Genomic DNA, 19,055 nt, shown 5'->3' on the forward strand with positions numbered 1-19,055 from the left:
TGCCCCGCTTTCCGACGCCCTCCCCACCCAATTCCCAGCCACTAACAGCAACCCAACAGCCGGACCCCATGGCCGCTACAGCCCAGTGCCCCATACTGAGATTGTGCGTTTGAGAGAGCGCATATGAGAGAGATAGAGAGAACCCCTGGCAGTTTCCACAGGGCGGCAGATGCCGATACATGGAAACGACATGAGAGACGCCTGTGGCCCCCAGCTCCGAAAGGAACCGGGGCCACAGGCGTTTCCCTAGCTAAAGTCTCGGCATCATGCGGAAGAAGGCCGTTGCGGAAGCTTTTTATCAAAATCAATGAGGCGGCCCAAGGCCCAATCCTTATCAGTAAGCAGGCGAGAAAAGACCAAACCGGCACCAATAGATCCAACTACCATCATTCCGGTCGCGACATTGGCCAATGCTTGATCCATTTGACCATCATTCAAATAAAACACCGCCCGGAACATTGTCACCCCTGGGATCATAATCACCGCGGCCGGAACGGTGGTTGTAATACGAGGAAGACGCGCCCTTTTAGAAGCTACTGCCCCCAGCAACCCGATGATTAATCCACCCACAAAGGCTGCAAAGAAAATGGTTGTTCCCGCGTGAATTAGAATCAAACGAAGCTCATTTGCCACGGTTCCAACGCACGCCGCTACTAAGACCATGCGGCGAGAAGAGTTAAAAAGAAAAGCAAACCCAGCAATGCCCAGAAAACTTGCCAGCGGCGCCAACAGAAACCATTGCATATCCTGTGCAGGTGCAGGCGGGTCGGGGCTAAGTTTAGTCAGCCAGCTAACCATAGAGACCGTGAAAGCGGCCGTAAATATAACGGTAAAAGCATACCCCAGCCTGACAATACCCGCATCAAGATCAAATCGCGCTATGTCAATCAAAGCAGAGAAAAGTGGAAACCCGGGAATCAGGAATAAAACGGCCGCCACAAAACCCGAGGACAGTTCACTCGGTTCCACCGAGCCTATAGCCCCGAAAAATTCCGTCAACAAGAAGAAAACTATGCTTGCCGTCGCACCACCAGCAATCACTCCTCCAATTTGATGAACGTGACGGTGGAGAACTGTATAACGAACAAACTGGCCCGCAAACGCCGCCAAAGCAACCAACCCCACTGCTTCCAGCGGGAAAAAATTAAGATACGCAAACGCCGCACATGCGATCGCGGCAGCGAAAGAAAGAGTTAGACCGCCCCAGCGCTTTTTGACATTATGCTCGATAGTATCCAGCATCGCCGCTAATTCCTGAGCGGTGATCCCTGCGTAGAGGCGATTGTGGGTTAAATCTTCCAAGGCTTCAATCCGAGAGGCATCAACTGCGGGCGAATGCTGCCGAGCAATGACCGTCCGGAAGTATTCGCCGCGGTGAAACGTACAGGTAATCTGCGTCAGACCCACTGTGGCATCTAGATGGTCAAACCCCAATGCTCGCGCACTCCGTTTCATCCCTCTAAGTACGCGATAACCAGAGGTGCCGGCCCCCATTAGGAGCATTCCCACCCGCAATACAACGTCCGCCTCGACACCCATTTGCCGATGCATCTCCGGATCAAATTGTTGTGCCATCTCTCCTCCTCTGACACTGCTCTTGGCGCACAATTAAAGACTTGTCGACCCCAACCCGATAGCGCGCTTGTAGTTTCCCTAGAATCTTACGCAAAAGAAGCCTCTTGTGAATCAGGCTCATCGATCCAAAAGCCTCCACCTTGATACCCGTAAGCTGATTGAGCTATTTTTTATCCTCCGCCTAATGATTGCCACTATATTCACAGGAAAATACCAGACCTATGGCAGCCTAGCGCGTTATCTTTAATTTACGTGTTCGAGAGAACGCAAGAGAGATAGAGAGAACCAGTTCCAGCGCCCTGTGGCCCCAAGCGAGGCCCGGGCGTTGGAGCTGTTTTAGGGGTCTGCAGGTTGGGGCGTGGGGGAAGGAGAAGGCGTCGGAAAGCGGTGCATGCCTCAGATTCGCGGTTATTGATCCTGCGGACTACTCCCCCGCCACCTCATACAGCGCGCATGCCAAAAGGAATGGCCGCACGCACCATGGGACCGTGCGGCCGAATGCTGCGTATCGGTTAGCTGTTTCCTAGGTAGCTCATCGCAGCAGCGATAAGGGCTTCGGTGCCGGTGAGCAGGGTGGGCTGGAGCAGCGGGGCGAAGTGCGGGCTGTGGTTAGGGACGTCCTTTTCTTCTTCCCGGCCGGAAAATACCCAGAAGCAGTAGGGGACGCCGAAGGCGCGGGCAATGGTGGAAAAATCCTCGGAAGCAGTGAGGGGTGCGGCGTCAAGGACGCGGTCGGGGCCGAAGTAGGCAGTAAAGGCTTCCTGAAGGCGCTCCGTGGTGTCCTCATCATTGCTGGTGAGCGGATAGGAATCGTGGTAGCTGAACTCGGCAGGCTGCGGGCTACCGGCGGCCTGGCACTCGGCAGAGACGATGCGCTCGATGGCGCCGGTGATTTTATCGCGCACCTGCTCGCTATAGGCGCGCACATTGATCTTCAGGTTAGCCTCGAAGGGGATGATATTGGCCTTCGAACCGGCATTGATGGCACCCACGGTCAGCACGCCGAATTCGGAAGGGTTGAGTTCGCGGGAGATGACCGTCTGTAAGCGCATGACAATGGAGCTGGCCAGTACCACGGGGTCAACGCTGAGGTGCGGCATGGAGCCGTGCGAGCCTTGACCATAAACCTTGACGTCCATACTTACCGCGGTGGACATGAAAGGACCGGAGGCCAGCGCCACGGTGCCGGCGGGAAAGTTGCTGGCAAAGACGTGTTGCCCAAGTACTACGTCGGGCGTGGCGACCTTGTCCACAAGTCCGTCATCCACCATGGACTGGGCACCGGCGGCAATCTCCTCGCCCGGCTGGAAAATGAGCTGTAGGGTGCCGGACCACTGGTCAGTGGCCTGCCCCATGAGCGCGCCCATGCCCAGCAGGCTGGCCACGTGGGAATCGTGGCCGCAGGCGTGCATGACGGGGACCGTGTTTCCTTCCTGGTCAACGGCGCTATCGGTAGAGGCGTAATCCAGGCCGGTGTCTTCCTTAACCGGTAGGCCATCGAAATCCGCGCGCAGCATGACGGTTGGCCCGGCACCGTTTTCTAAAACACCGACCACCCCGCCGCCTACTTCAATGTGGTGGAAGCCGAGATCGGCAAGCTTGTCCTTGATGATGCCCAGCGTGCGCTCTTCCTGCATGGATAGCTCCGGGTGCTGGTGCAGATCCTTATAGAGGGGCTCCTGCCAAGCTTTGACGGAGTCATAGTTGCTGCAAACGGTACGGACAGACATTGCTTCCTCCTGGTGGGCCCGTGGTGGACTATGGGGGCCAGTGTAGTGGGGTGGTGGAAAGGTGGGCGTCGGCAAGCGGGGCATCTTTGTAACGGCAGACATAGTTGGGCAGCGGAGCGACCAGCGCCATAGGGGGTTACGCTGCGGCTTTATAGAATCTTTGATGACGCGTCTACCTTTAACTCATTGTCCTTGTTTTATTCATCAGATGTTTGTTTTCTGTGTAGCTGGGCGTCACCTGCCCGCCCTAGATTGACCGAGTGACTTTTCAGGAAGACTCTCCCGGTGCCAGTGGCGCCGGCACTACAACCGCATCTCCCGCACGCGCGGAAAGCCCCGGTGATTCCGCGGCACTTGTCCGCAAAGCCAAGCGCAACCGCCACAAGGAATGGTTACTGGCCGCGGCGCTCTTAGCGCCGAACCTTATCTTGCTGGCCGTCTTTACCTACCGGCCGCTGCTGGATAATATCCGCCTTTCCTTTTTCAATTGGAATATCTCCAGCCCCACCTCCACCTTCGTGGGTCTAGATAACTATGTGGAGTGGTTTAGCCGCGATGACACGAAGACCATCGTTCTCAACACCTTGGTCTTTACCTTCTTCGCAGTGATTGGCTCCATGGTCATCGGCCTAGCGCTGGCCTTGCTGCTGAACCAGAACATTAAGGGCCGCAACTTTGCGCGCTCGGTGGTCTTTGCCCCCTATGCCATCTCCGGCGCGGCCATTGGCATTGCCTTCCAATTCGTCTTCGACCCCAACTTTGGCCTCATCCAGGAAATACTGGGCTGGTTCGGTGTGGACTCCCCCAACTTCTACGCGGTACCGGGCTGGGCCATGTTCATGGTGACCTTTACCTTTGTGTGGAAGAACCTGGGCTATACCTTCGTCATCTACTTGGCAGCGCTGCAGGGCCTGGACAAGGAATTGGATGAAGCTGCCGCTATCGACGGCACCGGCCGCTGGCGCAAATTCTGGCGCGTGACCATGCCGCAGCTGCGCAATACCACCTTCTTCCTGTCCATTACGGTGCTGCTTAACTCCGTGCAGGTCTTCGACATCATCAACGTCATGACCCGTGGCGGCCCGCAGGGCAATGGCACGCAGACGCTGGTCTTCCAGATCTACAACGAGACCTTCGTCAACTTCCGCGCCGGCTACGGTGCGACTGCCGCCACCATCTTGTTCCTCATCCTGCTCATCATCACCCTGATCCAGGTCCGCATCATGGATAAGCGAGGTTAACCCAACATGGCTACTTCTACCCTTCACATGGTCACGGATGAATCCCCCGCTACCCGCCGCGCTAAGCTCATCGGCGGCTACCTGGGCATCCTGGCGGTCTTGCTGCTCATTGGCCTGCCGTTGTTTTGGATCCTGATGACCTCGTTTAAGGCCAAGGGCGATATTTATACCGACCCGGTCAATTGGCTCCCACCGGTGTGGGAGACCGAGAACTACTCCGATGCCACCACCCGTGTGCCGTTCTGGACCTACCTGCGCAACTCGGTGCTTATTACCGCGGTGCTGTCCATCATCAAGATTGTGCTGGGTGTCATCTCCGCCTATGCGCTGGCCATCCTGCGTTTCCCGGGCCGCCACCTGGTATTCCTGCTGGTTATTTCCTCGCTCATGGTGCCGAGTGAAATCACCGTCATTTCCAACTACGCCCTGGTCAATTCCTTGGGCTGGCGCAATACCTTCGTGGGCATCATCGTGCCGCTGGCCGGCGTGGCCTTCGGTACCTTCTTGATGCGTAACCACTTTCTGTCCCTGCCCTATGAGCTGGTGGAGGCCGCCCGCATGGACGGTGCTGGCCCCATCCGCCTGCTGACCAAGGTGCTGCTACCGGTTTCGTGGCCTACGCTGACTGCATTTTCCGTCATCACCATGGTCAATGAATGGAATACCTACCTGTGGCCCTTCCTCATGGCGGATACCGAGGACGTCGCCCCGCTGCAGGTGGGCCTGACCATGCTGCAAAACAACGATGGCGTGACCAACTGGGGTCCGGTAATGGCCGCCACCATCCTCACCATCATCCCGATGGTCATCATCTTCCTAGCCTTGCAAAAGTACATGATTCAAGGCCTCACCACTGGCGCCGTGAAGGGTTAGAAGGCTTCTTCCCCACCCACGCTCGCCGTTTCCGCTTGCTTTATTTTCCACCCCTTAACCACGCTTTTTAAGGAGAACTACATGCTACGCCGCAAATTCCTCGCCCTGGCCTCCACGGCCGCTTCTGCTACCGCACTTGCCGCTTGTGCCGGCACCTCGTCCACCAACCCGCAGGGTGGCAACGACAAGGGCGGCGACGGTGAAGTCACCGAGCTGACCTGGTGGTCCAACCACCCGGGCACCTCCAAGGACATTGAAAAGGAGATCATCTCCCGCTTTGAAAAGGAGAACCCGGACATCAAGGTCAACCTTGTTGATGCCGGCAAGAACTACGAAGAAGCAGCGCAGAAGTTCAACGCTGCGCTCACCGGCCAGGACCTGCCGGACATCGTGGTGCTTTCTGACGTCTGGTGGTACAACTTTGCCATCAATGGCCAGATTGCCAACGTGGACGACCTTGCCAAGGAAGCAGGCATCGACCTGTCTACCTACGTACAGCCGCTCTACGAGGACTACAACTACGACGGCGGCCACTTTGCCCTCCCCTTCGCCCGTTCTACGCCGCTGTTCTTCTACAACAAGGACGCGTGGAAGAAGGCTGGACTGCCGGACCGTGGCCCCAAGTCCTGGGATGAGATGGATGAGTGGTCCAAGAAGCTGGCTGAGGCCGATTCCAAGATGAAGCCTTTTGGCTGGGGCGATGCCGTGGATTACCTGGGCTGGATCTTCCAGGGCCCGCTGTGGTCCAAGGGCGGCGCTTACTCCGATGAGTGGGACCTGAAATTCACCGATGACAAGACCATCAAGGCCGTCGAGTGGCTCAAGGACATCACTGATGAGAAGAAGGGCTACTCCTACGTGGGCAATGACATGGCCATGGAGTTCGGCACCGGCCGCGCCGCCGCCACCGTCCTGTCCACCGGTGACCTGGCGGGTCTGACCGATACCGCCAAGTTCGAGCTCGGTACCGCCTTCTTGCCTAACCCGACTGGCGACGGCGCCTGCCCCACCGGTGGTGCCGGCCTGGCCATCCCGTCTGGCATCAGCAAGAACCGCCAGCTAGCTGCAATCAAGCTCATTGACTTCATTACCAATGAGGAAAACACCTGCTACTGGTCTCAGAACGTGGGCTACATGCCGGTGCGCTCCACCGCGGTAGACAACGAGGACCAGAAGAAGTTCATGGAAGAAAACCCGAACTTCGAAACGGCTATCAAGCAGCTGCCAGAAACTCGCCCGCAGGACAATGCCCGCGTATTCCTGCCCGGCGCGGACCAGGAAATCGGCGGCGCCTTCGAAAAGATCGTCACCAACCGCGATGACGTCACCAAGGTGCTGACCGATCTACAAAAGACCCTGCAGTCCATCTACGACAACCAGGTTAAGACCGTCATCAATAAGTAGGCTCTCGCAGCCCCTCCCCTTCCCCACTAGTTTCTGAAAGGTAACCATGGCTACTGTCACCTTCGATGGCGCAAGCCGCATTTACTCTAAGGACGCGGAACGCCCCGCCGTTGATCGCCTCAACCTGGATATTGCCGATGGCGAATTCTTGGTCCTCGTTGGCCCATCCGGGTGCGGCAAGTCCACCAGCCTGCGCATGCTGGCAGGTCTCGAGCCCACCGACCGCGGCTCCATCCGCATCGGCGGCAGGGACGTCACCGGGGTTAGCCCATCGGACCGCGACGTGGCCATGGTCTTTCAGAACTATGCCCTCTACCCCAATATGTCCGTGGCGCAGAATATGTCCTTCGCGCTAGAAAACCGCAAGGTTCCGAAGAACGAGATTCAATCCCGCGTGCACGAGGCCGCGAAGATCCTGCAAATGGAAGACCTGTTGGACCGCAAGCCGGCTAATCTTTCCGGTGGCCAGCGCCAGCGCGTGGCCATGGGCCGCGCCATCGTCCGCGAACCGGCCGTATTCTGCATGGACGAGCCGCTGTCCAACCTGGATGCTAAGTTGCGCGTTTCCACCCGCGCGCAAATCTCTAACCTGCAGCGCCGCCTTGGCACCACCACCGTATATGTCACCCACGACCAGACCGAGGCGATGACCATGGGTGACCGCGTCGCCGTCCTCAATGCCGGCGTCTTACAGCAGGTGGATACCACCCGCACCATTTATGACCGCCCGCAGAACGTCTTCGTCGCCGGTTTCATTGGATCCCCGGCGATGAATATCTACGACCTCACCCATAACTCCTCTGAGCTCACCATCGGCTCTACCCGCATCAATCTGGCAAACTACAACTTTGAGGGCGTGGAGACCGTTACCGTGGGCATCCGCCCGGAAGACTGGCAGCTAAGCGATACCGGCAATGGCGGGGCGAAGTTCACCGTCGCGCACGTCGAGGAGCTGGGCAACCAGACCTATGTCTATGGCGAGCTTAACGACGCCGCCGGCAACAGCTCCGCCGACGGCGTGCTCAAGTCCTCGACCCGGATGGGTGGCCAGACCGGCATTCTGGTCGATGCCCGCGGCCGCTATGCGGTGGGCGATACCTTCTACGTTTCTCCCGACCCAGACCGCGTGCATTTGTTTAGCACCACCACTGGAGAGCGATTGAACTAAAAGGCGGTAAAGAGGCAGTAAGTTCCGCAGTTTCTTATTTTTCCCTTTGCAGACAATAAGAAACTGATATATGCTCACACGCATAAGATACCCCCACAAAGCCGTTTACCACGGATATTGCTGGGAATATCACACTCTGCGAACCTTAAAATCAACCGAAAGGTAACTCACTGCCTATGCCTTCTTTCAAGAAGCTTTCTGCCGCCACTCTGGCCGCTTCCGCCATCCTTGGCACCGTCGCCGCACCGGCCGCAAGCGCCAAGAGCGATCCAGTTCGCTCCCTAATTGATCCAGGCACCTGCAAGACCATCACCCAGCTGGCTAACGATGGCAAGCCTGTTCCGGATCCTTCCATCCTGCACGACGAGGACTCTGTAAAGCCGTATTTTAAGGATGGCGTACTGGAGTACAAGGTGGTCGAAGGCTTCCCCTACCGCAAGCAGCTGGATGCCGCGGTTGCCGAGTGGAACAAGGCGCTAGACGGCAAGGCTTCCCTGAAGGAAGTTAAGCCTTCCGAGGCTGACGATGACACCGTCGCCATCATCTTCAAGCCGGACCCAAATGGCTACGTCCAGGGTGCCGCCTACCCGGACCACAAGATGGTCTTCATCAAGATTCCTAATGCCCAGTACCCAGAGGCAGTCCAGGGCACTATCGCCCACGAGCTGGGCCACATGATGGGCGCGGGCCACTCCTGCGCCGGCGCGCTTATGGCCGGCGCTAACCAGAACCCCATCTCCTACCACGTGACCCCGCTGGATGCGGCGGCTGTCATCCAAGGCCAGTTCGACTAAACTGCCTGCACCTCCCCTAGGTTCCTGCACCGGCACCTAGGGGACTTTTATATACCCCGCCCCTTGGCGGATTCTAGGGGTCGTTGCAACGATGATGGTTAGTTTGGTTTGATGCTACCGGTTTGTGTGAGGGCGTTGGTCATGACTTCGGCTGGGGTGCGCCAGTTGAGTGCTTTGCGTGGTTTGTGGTTGTGAATGTTGGCGATCATTTCTAGGTCCTCGGCGCTGTAGATGGACAGGTCGCTGTTTTTGGGAAGGTTTCTTCTGAGCCTGCCGTTGGTGTTTTCGTTGCTGCCGCGTTCCCATGGTGATCCTGGATGGCAGAAGTAGATGGGAATGTCAGTGGCCATGGTAAAAGCTTTATGACCAGCCATTTCGCTTCCTTGGTCCCAGGTAATTGATGACCAGATAGCTTTATCGATTCCTGCAACTGCCTTGTGCAGGGCTGTGAATACTTCTTTGCTGGTATGCCTTCCCGGTAGGTGGCCAAGGACAACAAATCGGCTAACGCGTTCTACTAGCGTGATTACCGCTGATTGGTTGTTTTTACCGAGGATGAGGTCGCCTTCCCAGTGGCCTGGCAAAATACGTTCACTTACCTCATCTGGCCGGTCGTCTATGAGGATCATGTCGTCGACGAAGCGTTGCTGGGCAGGTGTGCTGGAGCGGGTTTGGCGTTTCTTGCGTTTCTTTCTACCGGTCGGCAAGTCCAGGCCAAGGTCTTTGAGTCTTCCTTTGGCCTGCAGGTAAAAGGCGTCATAAATCGTTTCGTGACTAATGCGCATGTCCTTATCAGTGGGGTAATCGATGGGCAGGCGATTAGAAATCTCCTCAGGTGACCATTGTGCCCGCAATTGTGCGCATACATAGTCCCATAGTCTTTTGTTGGCTAGTAGTTTCGGTATTTTCGGCCGCAACCTCCGCGCACAGGCCTTTAACTGGGCTGTTTCTGCACGATACGGGCCTTGAGCACTGTGGTTTCTGCGTACTTCACGCTGAATTGACGATGCACTTCGCCCTAAACGGCGCCCAATCTCACGCAGTGGCACATCTTCGCGGAGAAGATCGGCGATGATGACGCGTTCTTCGAAGCAAATGTAGCGATTGCTGATGCGTTTATACGGATCTACCCCGCTAGGTAAGGCGGGAGGGGCAAGCCTTCCGGATTCGATGACATCATGGCGTTGGCGCAGCGCTTTCATAAGTCTGTTATACGTGCTGGCGTCTTCGCCGACGGGTATGAACTCTTCTCGTCGACCCTGGGATTTGGTGAGTCCTTTTTCGAAATCTAAACGCAGTCGACGATCAATTCCTACTGCCGTGCCAGCATCACCACCAGGCAGGCTCGCCAGCCGAAGGCGCAGGTATTCCACTCTTAACTGCGTCTGGCGGACTTTCCGAGCATACTGACTTAACCGGATATGGCACCCAGCTTCCGTAGCTACGGCATACGCAGCGGTAAGATGCATCCCACATCTTTTAGCAGCTTGGCGTACCGACAGTCCGCTTCGGACTAGCTCTACAAGCTGGACAGCCTGGCTGCCGCGGCGATCAACTCGTTTGGCTTTATACACGACTGGCAATCCAAAGGCATGGCAAAAATTCAAAGCATGCCCGTAATGACAACCAAGCTCACCAGCCGCCGAACGGACACTACGCCCACTGCCAACCAAGGCAACTAAGCCACGACGATCCGATTCAGACAACGAATGAAACGGGCCAACAACCCCAGACACAACAACACCCTCCTAAGGGAAAGTGTTGCAACGACCCTCTGAACTCAAGCTTTGGGGGGTATTGGCTGGGTCGCATTTGGAGGAAGGGGGACGTCGGTAAGCGGGGCTACTGCTAACGTTGCCGTTATTCAAAAGTTTGCATAAGAAAAGGAGCCCGCCTTATGGATACGTGGGAACCCACTCTGTCGACCGGCCCGCTGCTGGGCATTGCGGTGGCCGCCATCGCCGTAATTTTGGTGCTGGTCATCTATTTCAAGCTCCACGCTTTTCTCACCCTGCTGGTGGTCTCGGCGCTCACGGCGCTCGCTGCAGGCATTCCGCTCGAAGGCATTGTGCCCACCATGACCGAAAGCTTTAGCTCCACCCTTGGTTCGGTGGCATTGCTGGTGGGCCTGGGCGCAATGATCGGACGGCTCGTTGAGGCCTCCGGTGGTGCTAAATCGCTTGCCGACGCCATGGTCCGCCGCTTCGGCGAATCCAAAGCACCCCTTGCACTCGGCCTGGCTTCGCTGATTATGGGCTTCCCCATCTTCTTCGACGCCGGCCTAATTGTGATGCTTCCGGTTATCTTCGCCGTAGCGCGCCGCCTAGACGGCCCCGTGCTTGCCTTTGGCCTGCCCGCCGCCGGCGCGTTTTCCGTCATGCACGTTTACCTGCCACCGCACCCAGGCCCCGTTGCAGCCAGTGAATTCTACGGTGCCGACCTCGGCCTCGTCCTGCTCGTCGGCCTGCTGCTTGCGCTTCCTACCTGGTATATTTCCGGCTACCGCTTCGGCCTGCTCTCCGGCAAGAAATTCCCGATCAAAGTAACCGATGCCATCGCCGGCCCCATCCTTGCCGAGGACGAACAGCCCCATAAGCCCGCCTCGGCTGCCACGGTGATTTCCCTCCTGCTCATCCCGATGGTGCTCATCTTCTTCAACACCGGCCTTAATGCCCTAGCGTCCTATGGCACCATCGATGCCGACGCCGCGTGGGTGCGGTTCTTTGTCATGCTGGGCCAGACCCCGATCGCGCTGCTCATCACCGTGCTCATTGCACTCGTGGTCCTAGGCCTGCGCCGCGGCGTAGAAAGGACCGCGCTGGAAAAGCTCGTCGATTCCTCGCTCGGGCCCATCTGTTCCGTTGTGCTCATCACCGGTGCCGGCGGTATGTTCGGCGGAGTACTGCGTACTTCTGGCATTGGCGACGCACTGGCCGATTCCCTCTCCGGCCTTGGCATCCCCGTTATCCTGGCTTGCTACCTCATCGCCGTGGCCCTGCGCCTAGCCCAAGGCTCGGCGACCGTTGCACTCACCACCGCTGCCGCCCTTATGGTTCCCGCCGTGGAAGCCGGCGGCTTCAACGAGCTACAGCTCGCGCTTATCGTGGTTGCCACCGCCGCTGGTTCCGTCTTTGGCTCGCATGTCAATGACTCCGGCTTCTGGCTTGTCGGCCGCCTGATGGGCATGGATACGGTCACCACACTGAAGACCTGGACGGTCAATCAAATGCTGATTTCCGTCATCGGCTTTGCCCTAGTCTTGGTGCTCTACGCAGTAGCAGCGCTCTTTTAGGCCCCAGTCTTAATCCAAGCAGCAGCCTTTTGAGCAATCTCCTCGACTGGCCGCGTCACATCAAAGACGCGGCCAGTTTCGTCTTCTTCCAGCGGTTCCAAGGTATCGAACTGCGACTGCAAGAGCGATGCTGGCATAAAGTGCCCCGGCCGGTGCTGCATCCGCTCATGCAGCACATCAAAGTCGCCGTGCACGTGAACGAACACCACGGCTGGGCAGTACTCGCGAATCAAATCCCGGTACTTGCGCTTCAGCGCACTGCAGCCTACCATCGCACCTTCTGGTCTATCCGCCAGCCACTGACCAATCTGCTTCAACCACGGCTCCCGGTCCGCATCATTGAGCGGTGTACCTGCAGCCATCTTGTCGATATTGGCCTGCGGATGCATATCGTCGCCATCGCGATACTCCAGACCTACCAACGGCGACAGCGCCTCCCCCACCGTTGTCTTTCCCGAGCCGGATACTCCCATCACTACGATGTGGCGGAAACAGTGCTGGTTCATGGTGGCTCCTTGGGTTGGGGGTCTTCCCCTCGAGTTTATCCTCCTGAGGTTCCCAATTGAGACGCGCCCATCCCCTGTGAATCGTTCTCCTACTATTATGAGAACGCCCCCTGCTTTGACTTCTAAGGATGCTTTGATGAGTAACCGACAGCAATCTTTTTCCTGGAGAACCGTTCTTCCCGTCGTCTTAGAAACGATGCGGGGTATGTCCGTAGTCGCTTACCCTGAACTATTTGAAGACGTTCAAAAAATTGCTGAAGCGGACTTTCCAGGACAAGCTCACCGCCAGCTCAAAAGCCGATCAGTTGTGGAAGACCGGACGCGATGGGCAGTGTTCTATGCAAGGAGATTAGGCTTTGTCAGCTCCTCTAAACCGGGGTCCTTTTCTTTGACCGCCGAGGGCGCCACTTGGCTTGCTTCCAACCCATACCCTTTAGGCAAAGATCAGATCCGAGAAATCGACGACCTTGTCTCTAAAGCGCATAAGCAACGAGAAGTCGATTCGGGCCCGCAGGAAGAGGTTCCTGAAGAATCTAGTGCGGATTTTTTCTGGGTACTTCGCGCGGGCCGCCAGGGCGAGCGCGAAAAGAAAGCTTTAGAGTCCAACCTAGGCATCCCCGGCATGGACTATGGCCCAGAGGTGAACAAGCAAAATACCTTGGACTCTATCAAGGCTGCGATGGTCCGAGAGCACCCAGATCTCAAAGCACAAACATCCACAAGCTACGCTTCTCAACTCAACCGGTTTAAAAACCAAATGCAGGTAGGCGACCTGGTTCTGATGCCGAGCAAGTTGCACAAAGGGCGAGTTTATTTTGGCTACGTCTCCGGCGATTACGAGTACCGCCCTCATGAGCCGAAAGAAATGCGGCACGTCCGACCGATCAACTGGTCAAGCGATTTCTTCAATCGCGATGACCTAGGAATAGACCTCCAACGATCTCTAACTTCACTGCTTACTATCTGCCAGGTTTCACGCAATCATGCTTACGACCGAGTAGAATCCGTCATCCAAGGCATGGGAGATCCTGAATTTTCCTCTGAGACTCCATTGTCACCGTCGTTTGACTGGCCGGAATTTTTCGAAGAACTCGCCACCAAGCTACTCGCATTCAAAAATAACCGCGCGGAGCTACTCGAAAAGCTAAAAGAGACCGCTGAAATCTCAGGACGCCCGCTCCGGTTCAAGCACCTATGGAATTGGCACATAGATGATAAAGAAGTGCCCGCTACTGATATGGATCCTTTTACCATCCTCGGCGTTGCTAACCGGCAAATTTCGGCATCTAATAAGGTGGCAATTTGCCAAGCCTTTAAAACCGTCTTCGGAATTGAAGCCCCAGCACCAACGGATTTTTCGGGATTACCCCAACTAAATAACCTGCGTTCGTGTTTTGCCACCAAGCCGTCAGATGTTAAAAATCCAGAGTTTTGGGATAACAGCTGGAGTCTTTTCGCTTCGGCCCTCGCGGTGAGCCAATCAGATACGCCCGAAAATCGAGCTCAGTTCATAAGCGATTTCGACGTGATGACCAAAGACCGCCAGATCACGGCATACACCATGGCATTGTTCTGGGCACGTCCCCGGTATTTCCTCACTTTCGATTCGGTCATCACCAAGTATCTTGCCCAAGACTCCGCGCTTGGAATCAATATTCAGAAAAATGTTTCGACGGGTAAAGATTATTTGCTTACGCTCGATGAAATCCGAGACTGGCTTACTACCGCCGAGATCGAACCGGCTAATTTTCCGAGATTGTCATATGAAGCTTGGGGTTTTAACCAAGAACCAACGGATGCTACTGCCCAAACCGTAGAGTCCTCGTCGGAAGAAGACCTGTATACCATTTCTGGACTTATCGAAGACGGCTGCTTTATCTCAAAAGACTATATCGAACTAATGCTGGAACGCCTGAAGGAGAAGAAGAACCTAATTCTCCAAGGCCCACCAGGTACAGGCAAGACTTGGCTTGCTCGCCGCTTAGCTTATGTCTTGTGTAAATCAGATGCGGAAGATGTCGTCACCTCCGTTCAATTCCATCCATCTACGTCTTATGAGGACTTCGTTCAGGGCTTTCGCCCCAGCAGTAATGGAAAGCTGGAATTGAAAGATGGACCGTTTCTCCAAGCTGTGGAAAAGGCTAAAGAGGACTCCAATCCACACGTAGTAGTGATTGAAGAGATTAACCGCGGCAATCCCGCGCAAATTTTTGGCGAGATGCTCACCCTCTTAGAAGCTGACAAGAGAAATCCAGAAAATGCACTCACCACGCTATATAGCCAGGAAGGAGAAGCAGTTTTCTTACCTGATAACTTCTTTGTTATCGGTACGATGAACCAGGCAGACCGATCCCTCGCCATGGTAGATATGGCTTTACGACGCAGGTTTGCCTTCATAAATCTCGAACCGCAGTTGGGTTCTACTTGGCGAAATTTCTGTGTTGCCCAGCGCAACCGCAATGACCAAGCTCTCAGCGAAATCGCGCGAAGAATCGAAGAGATTAATCAATTAATTCGAGACGATTTCAATCTCGGTGATGACTACCTAATCGGACACAGCTTTGTTACTCCACGCCGAAAGCTAGCAGACAGTTCCTTCGATGCAACTATGGAATGGTTTAACCAGGTAGTAGCCTCGGATCTCAAGCCGCTCATAGGAGAGTACTGGTTCGACAATCCTGCGAAGCGAGAGCAGGCTCTCAATGTCCTCATCGGCTAATTCGCTACAACCGGAAGACATATACGTTCCTATCCGTAGTATATGGATGCTCCAGTTATACGCCTCGCAGTCTTTCGTTGATGGGCATATATCTAATTCCGCGGTGGAAGACGCAAGCGTTGAGCTTCCAGAGCTCATTGGAACAATGCTGTGTGACGCTGTAGAAAAGCGTTTCCGGAGAGAATTAAGCATCGGATTTACGCTGACCGAACGAAATATAACTCGGGTGCGAGGCCGAATTAACATGTACGAAACTGCCCGCCGCCAACTCCTTGAGAAGGGGCTTATTGCCTGTGAGTTCAATGAGCTCACCATCAACAGCGAAGTTAACCAATTCCTTCGATACGCCCTCGAATACGCAGCGCAACTACTGTCCAGCGTGGACAGTGACGCCAGTGCCCGACGGTGTAAGGTGCTTTCTCGAAGGCTTTCTCAAATGGGAATTTCCGAACCAAAGTCGACGGTATTTCCTCACTCCAGGCTATCCCCTGCAGACAAGAAACCAGTTGCCGTAGCTAGATTGCTTTTAGAATTTGCCGTCCCCACGCGCGGGGACGTTGCCCTTTCTCTGTTCAGCAGAAAGCACTTCACGCAGCACGAGATCCGCAAGCTTTTCGAAAAAGCTCTATTTGGTCTGTTCCAATACCATCTCTGCCCTTTAGGTTGGAAAGTAAGTAGCGGCGAATGGCTGTACTGGAATGCTCAACAGGTGCCCAAAGAATTACCGAGCATGCAAACGGATATCATTTTGCGATCACCAGTAGGTGAAATTTCCATTATCGATGCCAAGTTCACGCATATGCTCATTGAGAACCGAGTAAGAAACGAATCCTTAAAAAGCCCGCACCTTTATCAGCTTTACGCCTACTTACGCAGCCAAGAAATTCTCGGCGAAGAATGGAAAACCGCAAAGGGCATCATGCTCTATGCTTCTTCGGGCCGAAACCAACAGGATGAGACGATCTCATTCCTTCTCGACGGACACCCTGTAGCTTTCGCTAGCGTCGGTCTCGAGACCTCAATTCGCGAGTTTCGCCAGAAAGTGCTTCATCTTGTGGCCCCGAATCTCGAATTTCCCCAGGAAGAACCTCACGATATTCCTTAAAGAATCTCCAAGGTACGCAAGCCTAGAAGAGGTGAAACATAAGGGCCAAAGCAGCCACGTTGCCTCCTCTAACTGGTGGTTCAGGAGCCATAACGTGGCTGAAAGTTGGGTTCCCGCGCGGCGGAGGCGAGGCGAAGCGAGGGTGGCCTACGCGAGGTTTTTGAGGGCGTCGGTAACTAGGCGCCAGAAACCGGCGTGGTCGAGGGTCGTGGCGACTTGGGTGTGGCAGGAGGCGTCGGCAGGCTCGCGCAGATCGGTGACGGTCATGCCGGTGGTAAGGGCGCCGGCGAGCTCAACGTGGACGGGGGCTTTGCGGGTCTGGACGATGTCCGGATCGATGAGGTAGGCGATGGTGCACGGGTCGTGAACCGGTGGGTTATCGAAGCCCTGGTTGGCCTGGTAGGCCTTGCGGAAGAAACCGAAGAGGCCCACGACGAACTCCGAGACAGGAGTATTTAATGCCTGGATCTCGGCTTCGACCTCCGGGGTGGCAAGCGCCTGGTGAGTGAGAATCGAGGCCCACCATGGTGACGGGCCAGGGCTCTTCGAAGACGATGTGGGCGGCCTCAGGATCGATCTTGATATTGAATTCGGCGACTGGGGACCAATTGCCCTCGTGGTAACCGCCGCCCATGAGGATGACTTCCTTGACGCGCTCGACGATGCGCGGCTCCTTGCGCGCAGCCATCGCGATATTGGTAAGCGGGCCGGTGGGCACCAGGGTGATGGTGCCGGGCTCATGGGACATGACGGTGTCGATGATGAAGTCGATAGCGTGGGCGTCGGCAAGCGCCGTGCTTGGCTCCGGAAGTTGGACGCCCTCGACGTCCATGCCGGTGGAGCCGTGGATAGCCTCGGCAACCTCGACGGGGCGCACGAGCGGGCGATCGCAGCCGGCATAAACCGGAACCTCCGGGTGCCCGGCGATTTCCTTGACCACCAGGGCATTGTGGGAGACCTTATCCAAGGTCTGATTGCCGCCGACGGTGGTAATGCCCAGCAGGTCGATGGTGGGGTTGCCCATCGCTAGGAGCAGGGCCACTGCGTCATCGTGGCCGGGGTCGCAGTCCAGAATGATTTTTCGCGTCATGCCACGAGCCTACTTTCGGGCGTTGACGGCCGCCACGGTGTCATCGATGGACTCTGGGCGAGGAATGAGGAAGGACAGGGCAAGAGCCGCAAGGAGAATAATGACGCCGGCGATCATGCCCGCGCGGTAGCCGTGCTCGAAGGAACCGGAAACCGCAAAGAGCACGGCGAAGGACAGGCCCGCGCCGAGGTTGAAGGCGCCGGCGTTCATGCCGGGAAGGTAGCCCTGGTTATCGGCCGGCGAGAGCACAATGCCCAGGCCGTTGAGCATGATGTTGGCAATGCCGGCGTAGGTTACGCCCAAGAAAATGGAGACGAAGAGCAGGGTCCATGCGTTCGGGGCGCCGACCACGAAGATGGAAATAATCAGGCCAACGACGGTGCCGATGAGGCCGGTCTGCAGGACGTACTTATAGCCCATCTTGGAGGCCATCCAACCAGCAATCGGGCCGAAGACCAGGCCGGCGAGGGCGTACGGAGTAAGGGTGACCCAGGAAATGGTGCTGGCGGAAATGCCGGCACCGGCGTCTGGATCCTGGCCGAGGTTTGGAATGAGGCCGTTCATTACTGCAAAGACGCCGGTCATGGTGAGCAGCGTGGTAGAAAGCAGTGCCCACGTGCGGCGCTGCTTGAGGTAAGCCACCGGCACGAGCGGATCCGCGACCTTCTTCTCCACATTCCAGAAGGCCCAGAAGCCGGCGGCGCCGATGAGAAGAAGGATAATGACGAGGAACCAATTGGCCTCGGCAAGCTTGCCGGCCTCGTTGAATGCGGTGAGAACGCAGCCCAGCGCCACGGCTAGGGGCAGCACGCCCGCCCAGTCCATGCGCGGGGTTTCGGTGGCCGTGGATTCCTTGGTAAATGCCTGGACTGCTACTACCGCGATGGCGCAGAGTACTGCCATGGTCCAAAAGACCGAGCGGTAGCCAAAGTTGCCAGCCAGCCAGCCACCGGCCAAAGCGTCAACACCCGCGATACCACCATTTACCGAGGTCACAATGCCTAGCAGCAGCGCATACTGCTTCTCATTGAGCACCTGCTGGCGCAGCATAATGAGGCACAGCGGGACGGTCGGCCCGGCCACGCCCTGGATGATGCGGCCGATGAGCAGCACGGCGACGTTGGGCGCGACGGCGGAAGCCACGCAGCCCAGCGCAGCAACCGCCATCATGCCGACGAGAACCTTCCTGCGCCCGATGAGGTCGCCCCAGCGCGGTAGGAAGAGCGAGAACAATGCCGCGGCCGTAAAGAAGGCCGTCTGCGTTAGGCCAATCTGTGCGGTGGTGGCACTCAGCTCATCTTCCATCGTCGCCAAGGCAGGCGAGAGCATCGACGCATTGAGCTGGAAGGCAAACACTGCCGTCAGCAGTGCGAACATTAATGGGATATAGGAGCTGGGCTGGAGCTTTGGCGGCTCGGAGGTGGTGGAAGTCATGGCTTTAAATGTAGTTGATGAATCCTGCGCTCCATAGCGGGGAGCGTGGGTTTATTTCTCGTCGTTGCGCACAAACCCACACTTAGCGCCACCAGCTATTTTCTCATTGTCTACTATCCATAGA

13 protein-coding genes and 1 pseudogene are annotated in these 19,055 nt (G+C 56.4%); 8 read left to right on the forward strand and 6 right to left on the reverse strand.

All coding sequences use genetic code 11. The features are described from left to right. Positions 1–264: 264 nt before the first annotated feature. Complete coding sequence (locus tag ACKFRY_RS11725) at positions 265–1,575, reverse strand: threonine/serine exporter ThrE family protein (RefSeq protein WP_408922903.1); 1,311 nt, start codon at positions 1,573–1,575, stop codon at positions 265–267. A gap of 512 nt (positions 1,576–2,087) precedes the next feature. After that, positions 2,088–3,305, reverse strand: coding sequence for an amidohydrolase (locus ACKFRY_RS11730; RefSeq protein WP_408922904.1), 1,218 nt, complete (start codon positions 3,303–3,305; stop codon positions 2,088–2,090). A 260-nt stretch (positions 3,306–3,565) separates the two neighbouring features. Between ACKFRY_RS11730 and ACKFRY_RS11735 the strand changes: the two genes are divergently transcribed. The 5 genes from ACKFRY_RS11735 (at position 3,566) to ACKFRY_RS11755 (ending at position 8,785) form a co-directional block, all read left to right on the forward strand. Further along, positions 3,566–4,546 (forward strand): carbohydrate ABC transporter permease, encoded by a 981-nt coding sequence (locus tag ACKFRY_RS11735; protein ID WP_005322454.1) that lies wholly within the window; start codon positions 3,566–3,568, stop codon positions 4,544–4,546. A gap of 27 nt (positions 4,547–4,573) precedes the next feature. After that, on the forward strand, positions 4,574–5,419 hold the full coding sequence (locus tag ACKFRY_RS11740) for a carbohydrate ABC transporter permease (protein ID WP_049378801.1): 846 nt from the start codon (positions 4,574–4,576) through the stop codon (positions 5,417–5,419). Between the two features lie 81 nt (positions 5,420–5,500). Next, on the forward strand, positions 5,501–6,823 hold the full coding sequence (locus ACKFRY_RS11745) for an ABC transporter substrate-binding protein (RefSeq protein WP_408922905.1): 1,323 nt from the start codon (positions 5,501–5,503) through the stop codon (positions 6,821–6,823). 46 nt (positions 6,824–6,869) lie between these two features. Continuing rightward, a complete protein-coding gene (locus ACKFRY_RS11750) occupies positions 6,870–7,991 on the forward strand; it encodes an ABC transporter ATP-binding protein (RefSeq protein WP_408922906.1) in 1,122 nt (373 codons plus the stop codon). A gap of 176 nt (positions 7,992–8,167) precedes the next feature. Beyond that, positions 8,168–8,785 (forward strand): hypothetical protein, encoded by a 618-nt coding sequence (locus tag ACKFRY_RS11755; protein ID WP_408922907.1) that lies wholly within the window; start codon positions 8,168–8,170, stop codon positions 8,783–8,785. Between the two features lie 98 nt (positions 8,786–8,883). Here ACKFRY_RS11755 and ACKFRY_RS11760 read toward each other — a convergent pair whose 3' ends face one another. Next, positions 8,884–10,521, reverse strand: coding sequence for an IS30 family transposase (locus ACKFRY_RS11760; RefSeq protein WP_408922908.1), 1,638 nt, complete (start codon positions 10,519–10,521; stop codon positions 8,884–8,886). A 161-nt stretch (positions 10,522–10,682) separates the two neighbouring features. Here ACKFRY_RS11760 and ACKFRY_RS11765 point away from each other — a divergent pair, with 161 nt between their 5' ends. Next, positions 10,683–12,077, forward strand: a complete 1,395-nt coding sequence (locus tag ACKFRY_RS11765) for a GntP family permease (RefSeq protein ID WP_408922909.1) — start codon at positions 10,683–10,685, stop codon at positions 12,075–12,077. Here the strand turns inward: ACKFRY_RS11765 and ACKFRY_RS11770 are convergent. Next, positions 12,074–12,583: a gluconokinase gene (locus ACKFRY_RS11770; protein WP_049378681.1), complete on the reverse strand. Its 510-nt coding sequence runs from the start codon at positions 12,581–12,583 to the stop codon at positions 12,074–12,076. The genes ACKFRY_RS11765 and ACKFRY_RS11770 overlap by 4 nt on opposite strands. Before the next feature lie 136 nt (positions 12,584–12,719). Between ACKFRY_RS11770 and ACKFRY_RS11775 the strand changes: the two genes are divergently transcribed. Further along, entirely contained in the window at positions 12,720–15,302 is a 2,583-nt protein-coding gene (locus ACKFRY_RS11775) for an AAA family ATPase (protein WP_408922910.1), read from the forward strand. 46 nt (positions 15,303–15,348) lie between these two features. Then, the gene (locus ACKFRY_RS11780) at positions 15,349–16,407 is read left to right on the forward strand and encodes a 5-methylcytosine restriction system specificity protein McrC (RefSeq protein ID WP_408922911.1); all 1,059 of its coding nucleotides are present in this window, start codon (positions 15,349–15,351) and stop codon (positions 16,405–16,407) included. Positions 16,408–16,554: 147 nt separating this feature from the next. Here the strand turns inward: ACKFRY_RS11780 and ACKFRY_RS11785 are convergent. Together ACKFRY_RS11785 and ACKFRY_RS11790 are read right to left on the reverse strand one after the other, a co-directional pair. Continuing rightward, positions 16,555–17,497: pseudogene (locus tag ACKFRY_RS11785) on the reverse strand (nucleoside hydrolase). Positions 17,498–17,506: 9 nt separating this feature from the next. Next, positions 17,507–18,931 (reverse strand): MFS transporter, encoded by a 1,425-nt coding sequence (locus ACKFRY_RS11790; RefSeq protein ID WP_408922912.1) that lies wholly within the window; start codon positions 18,929–18,931, stop codon positions 17,507–17,509. Between the last annotated feature and the right edge of the window lie 124 nt (positions 18,932–19,055).

It is taken from the genome of Corynebacterium tuberculostearicum, from assembly GCF_046097255.1.
In the GTDB taxonomy this organism is placed as follows: domain Bacteria; phylum Actinomycetota; class Actinomycetes; order Mycobacteriales; family Mycobacteriaceae; genus Corynebacterium; species Corynebacterium tuberculostearicum_J.

Coding starts and splice junctions, on each gene's coding strand:
- ACKFRY_RS11790 (WP_408922912.1), bottom strand. CDS start 18,931: ATGACTTCCACCACCTCCGAGCCGCCAAAGCTCCAGCCCAGCTCCTAT.
- ACKFRY_RS11730 (WP_408922904.1), bottom strand. CDS start 3,305: ATGTCTGTCCGTACCGTTTGCAGCAACTATGACTCCGTCAAAGCTTGG.
- ACKFRY_RS11765 (WP_408922909.1), top strand. CDS start 10,683: ATGGATACGTGGGAACCCACTCTGTCGACCGGCCCGCTGCTGGGCATT.
- ACKFRY_RS11755 (WP_408922907.1), top strand. CDS start 8,168: ATGCCTTCTTTCAAGAAGCTTTCTGCCGCCACTCTGGCCGCTTCCGCC.
- ACKFRY_RS11780 (WP_408922911.1), top strand. CDS start 15,349: ATGCTCCAGTTATACGCCTCGCAGTCTTTCGTTGATGGGCATATATCT.
- ACKFRY_RS11750 (WP_408922906.1), top strand. CDS start 6,870: ATGGCTACTGTCACCTTCGATGGCGCAAGCCGCATTTACTCTAAGGAC.
- ACKFRY_RS11775 (WP_408922910.1), top strand. CDS start 12,720: ATGAGTAACCGACAGCAATCTTTTTCCTGGAGAACCGTTCTTCCCGTC.
- ACKFRY_RS11740 (WP_049378801.1), top strand. CDS start 4,574: ATGGTCACGGATGAATCCCCCGCTACCCGCCGCGCTAAGCTCATCGGC.
- ACKFRY_RS11745 (WP_408922905.1), top strand. CDS start 5,501: ATGCTACGCCGCAAATTCCTCGCCCTGGCCTCCACGGCCGCTTCTGCT.
- ACKFRY_RS11770 (WP_049378681.1), bottom strand. CDS start 12,583: ATGAACCAGCACTGTTTCCGCCACATCGTAGTGATGGGAGTATCCGGC.
- ACKFRY_RS11725 (WP_408922903.1), bottom strand. CDS start 1,575: ATGGCACAACAATTTGATCCGGAGATGCATCGGCAAATGGGTGTCGAG.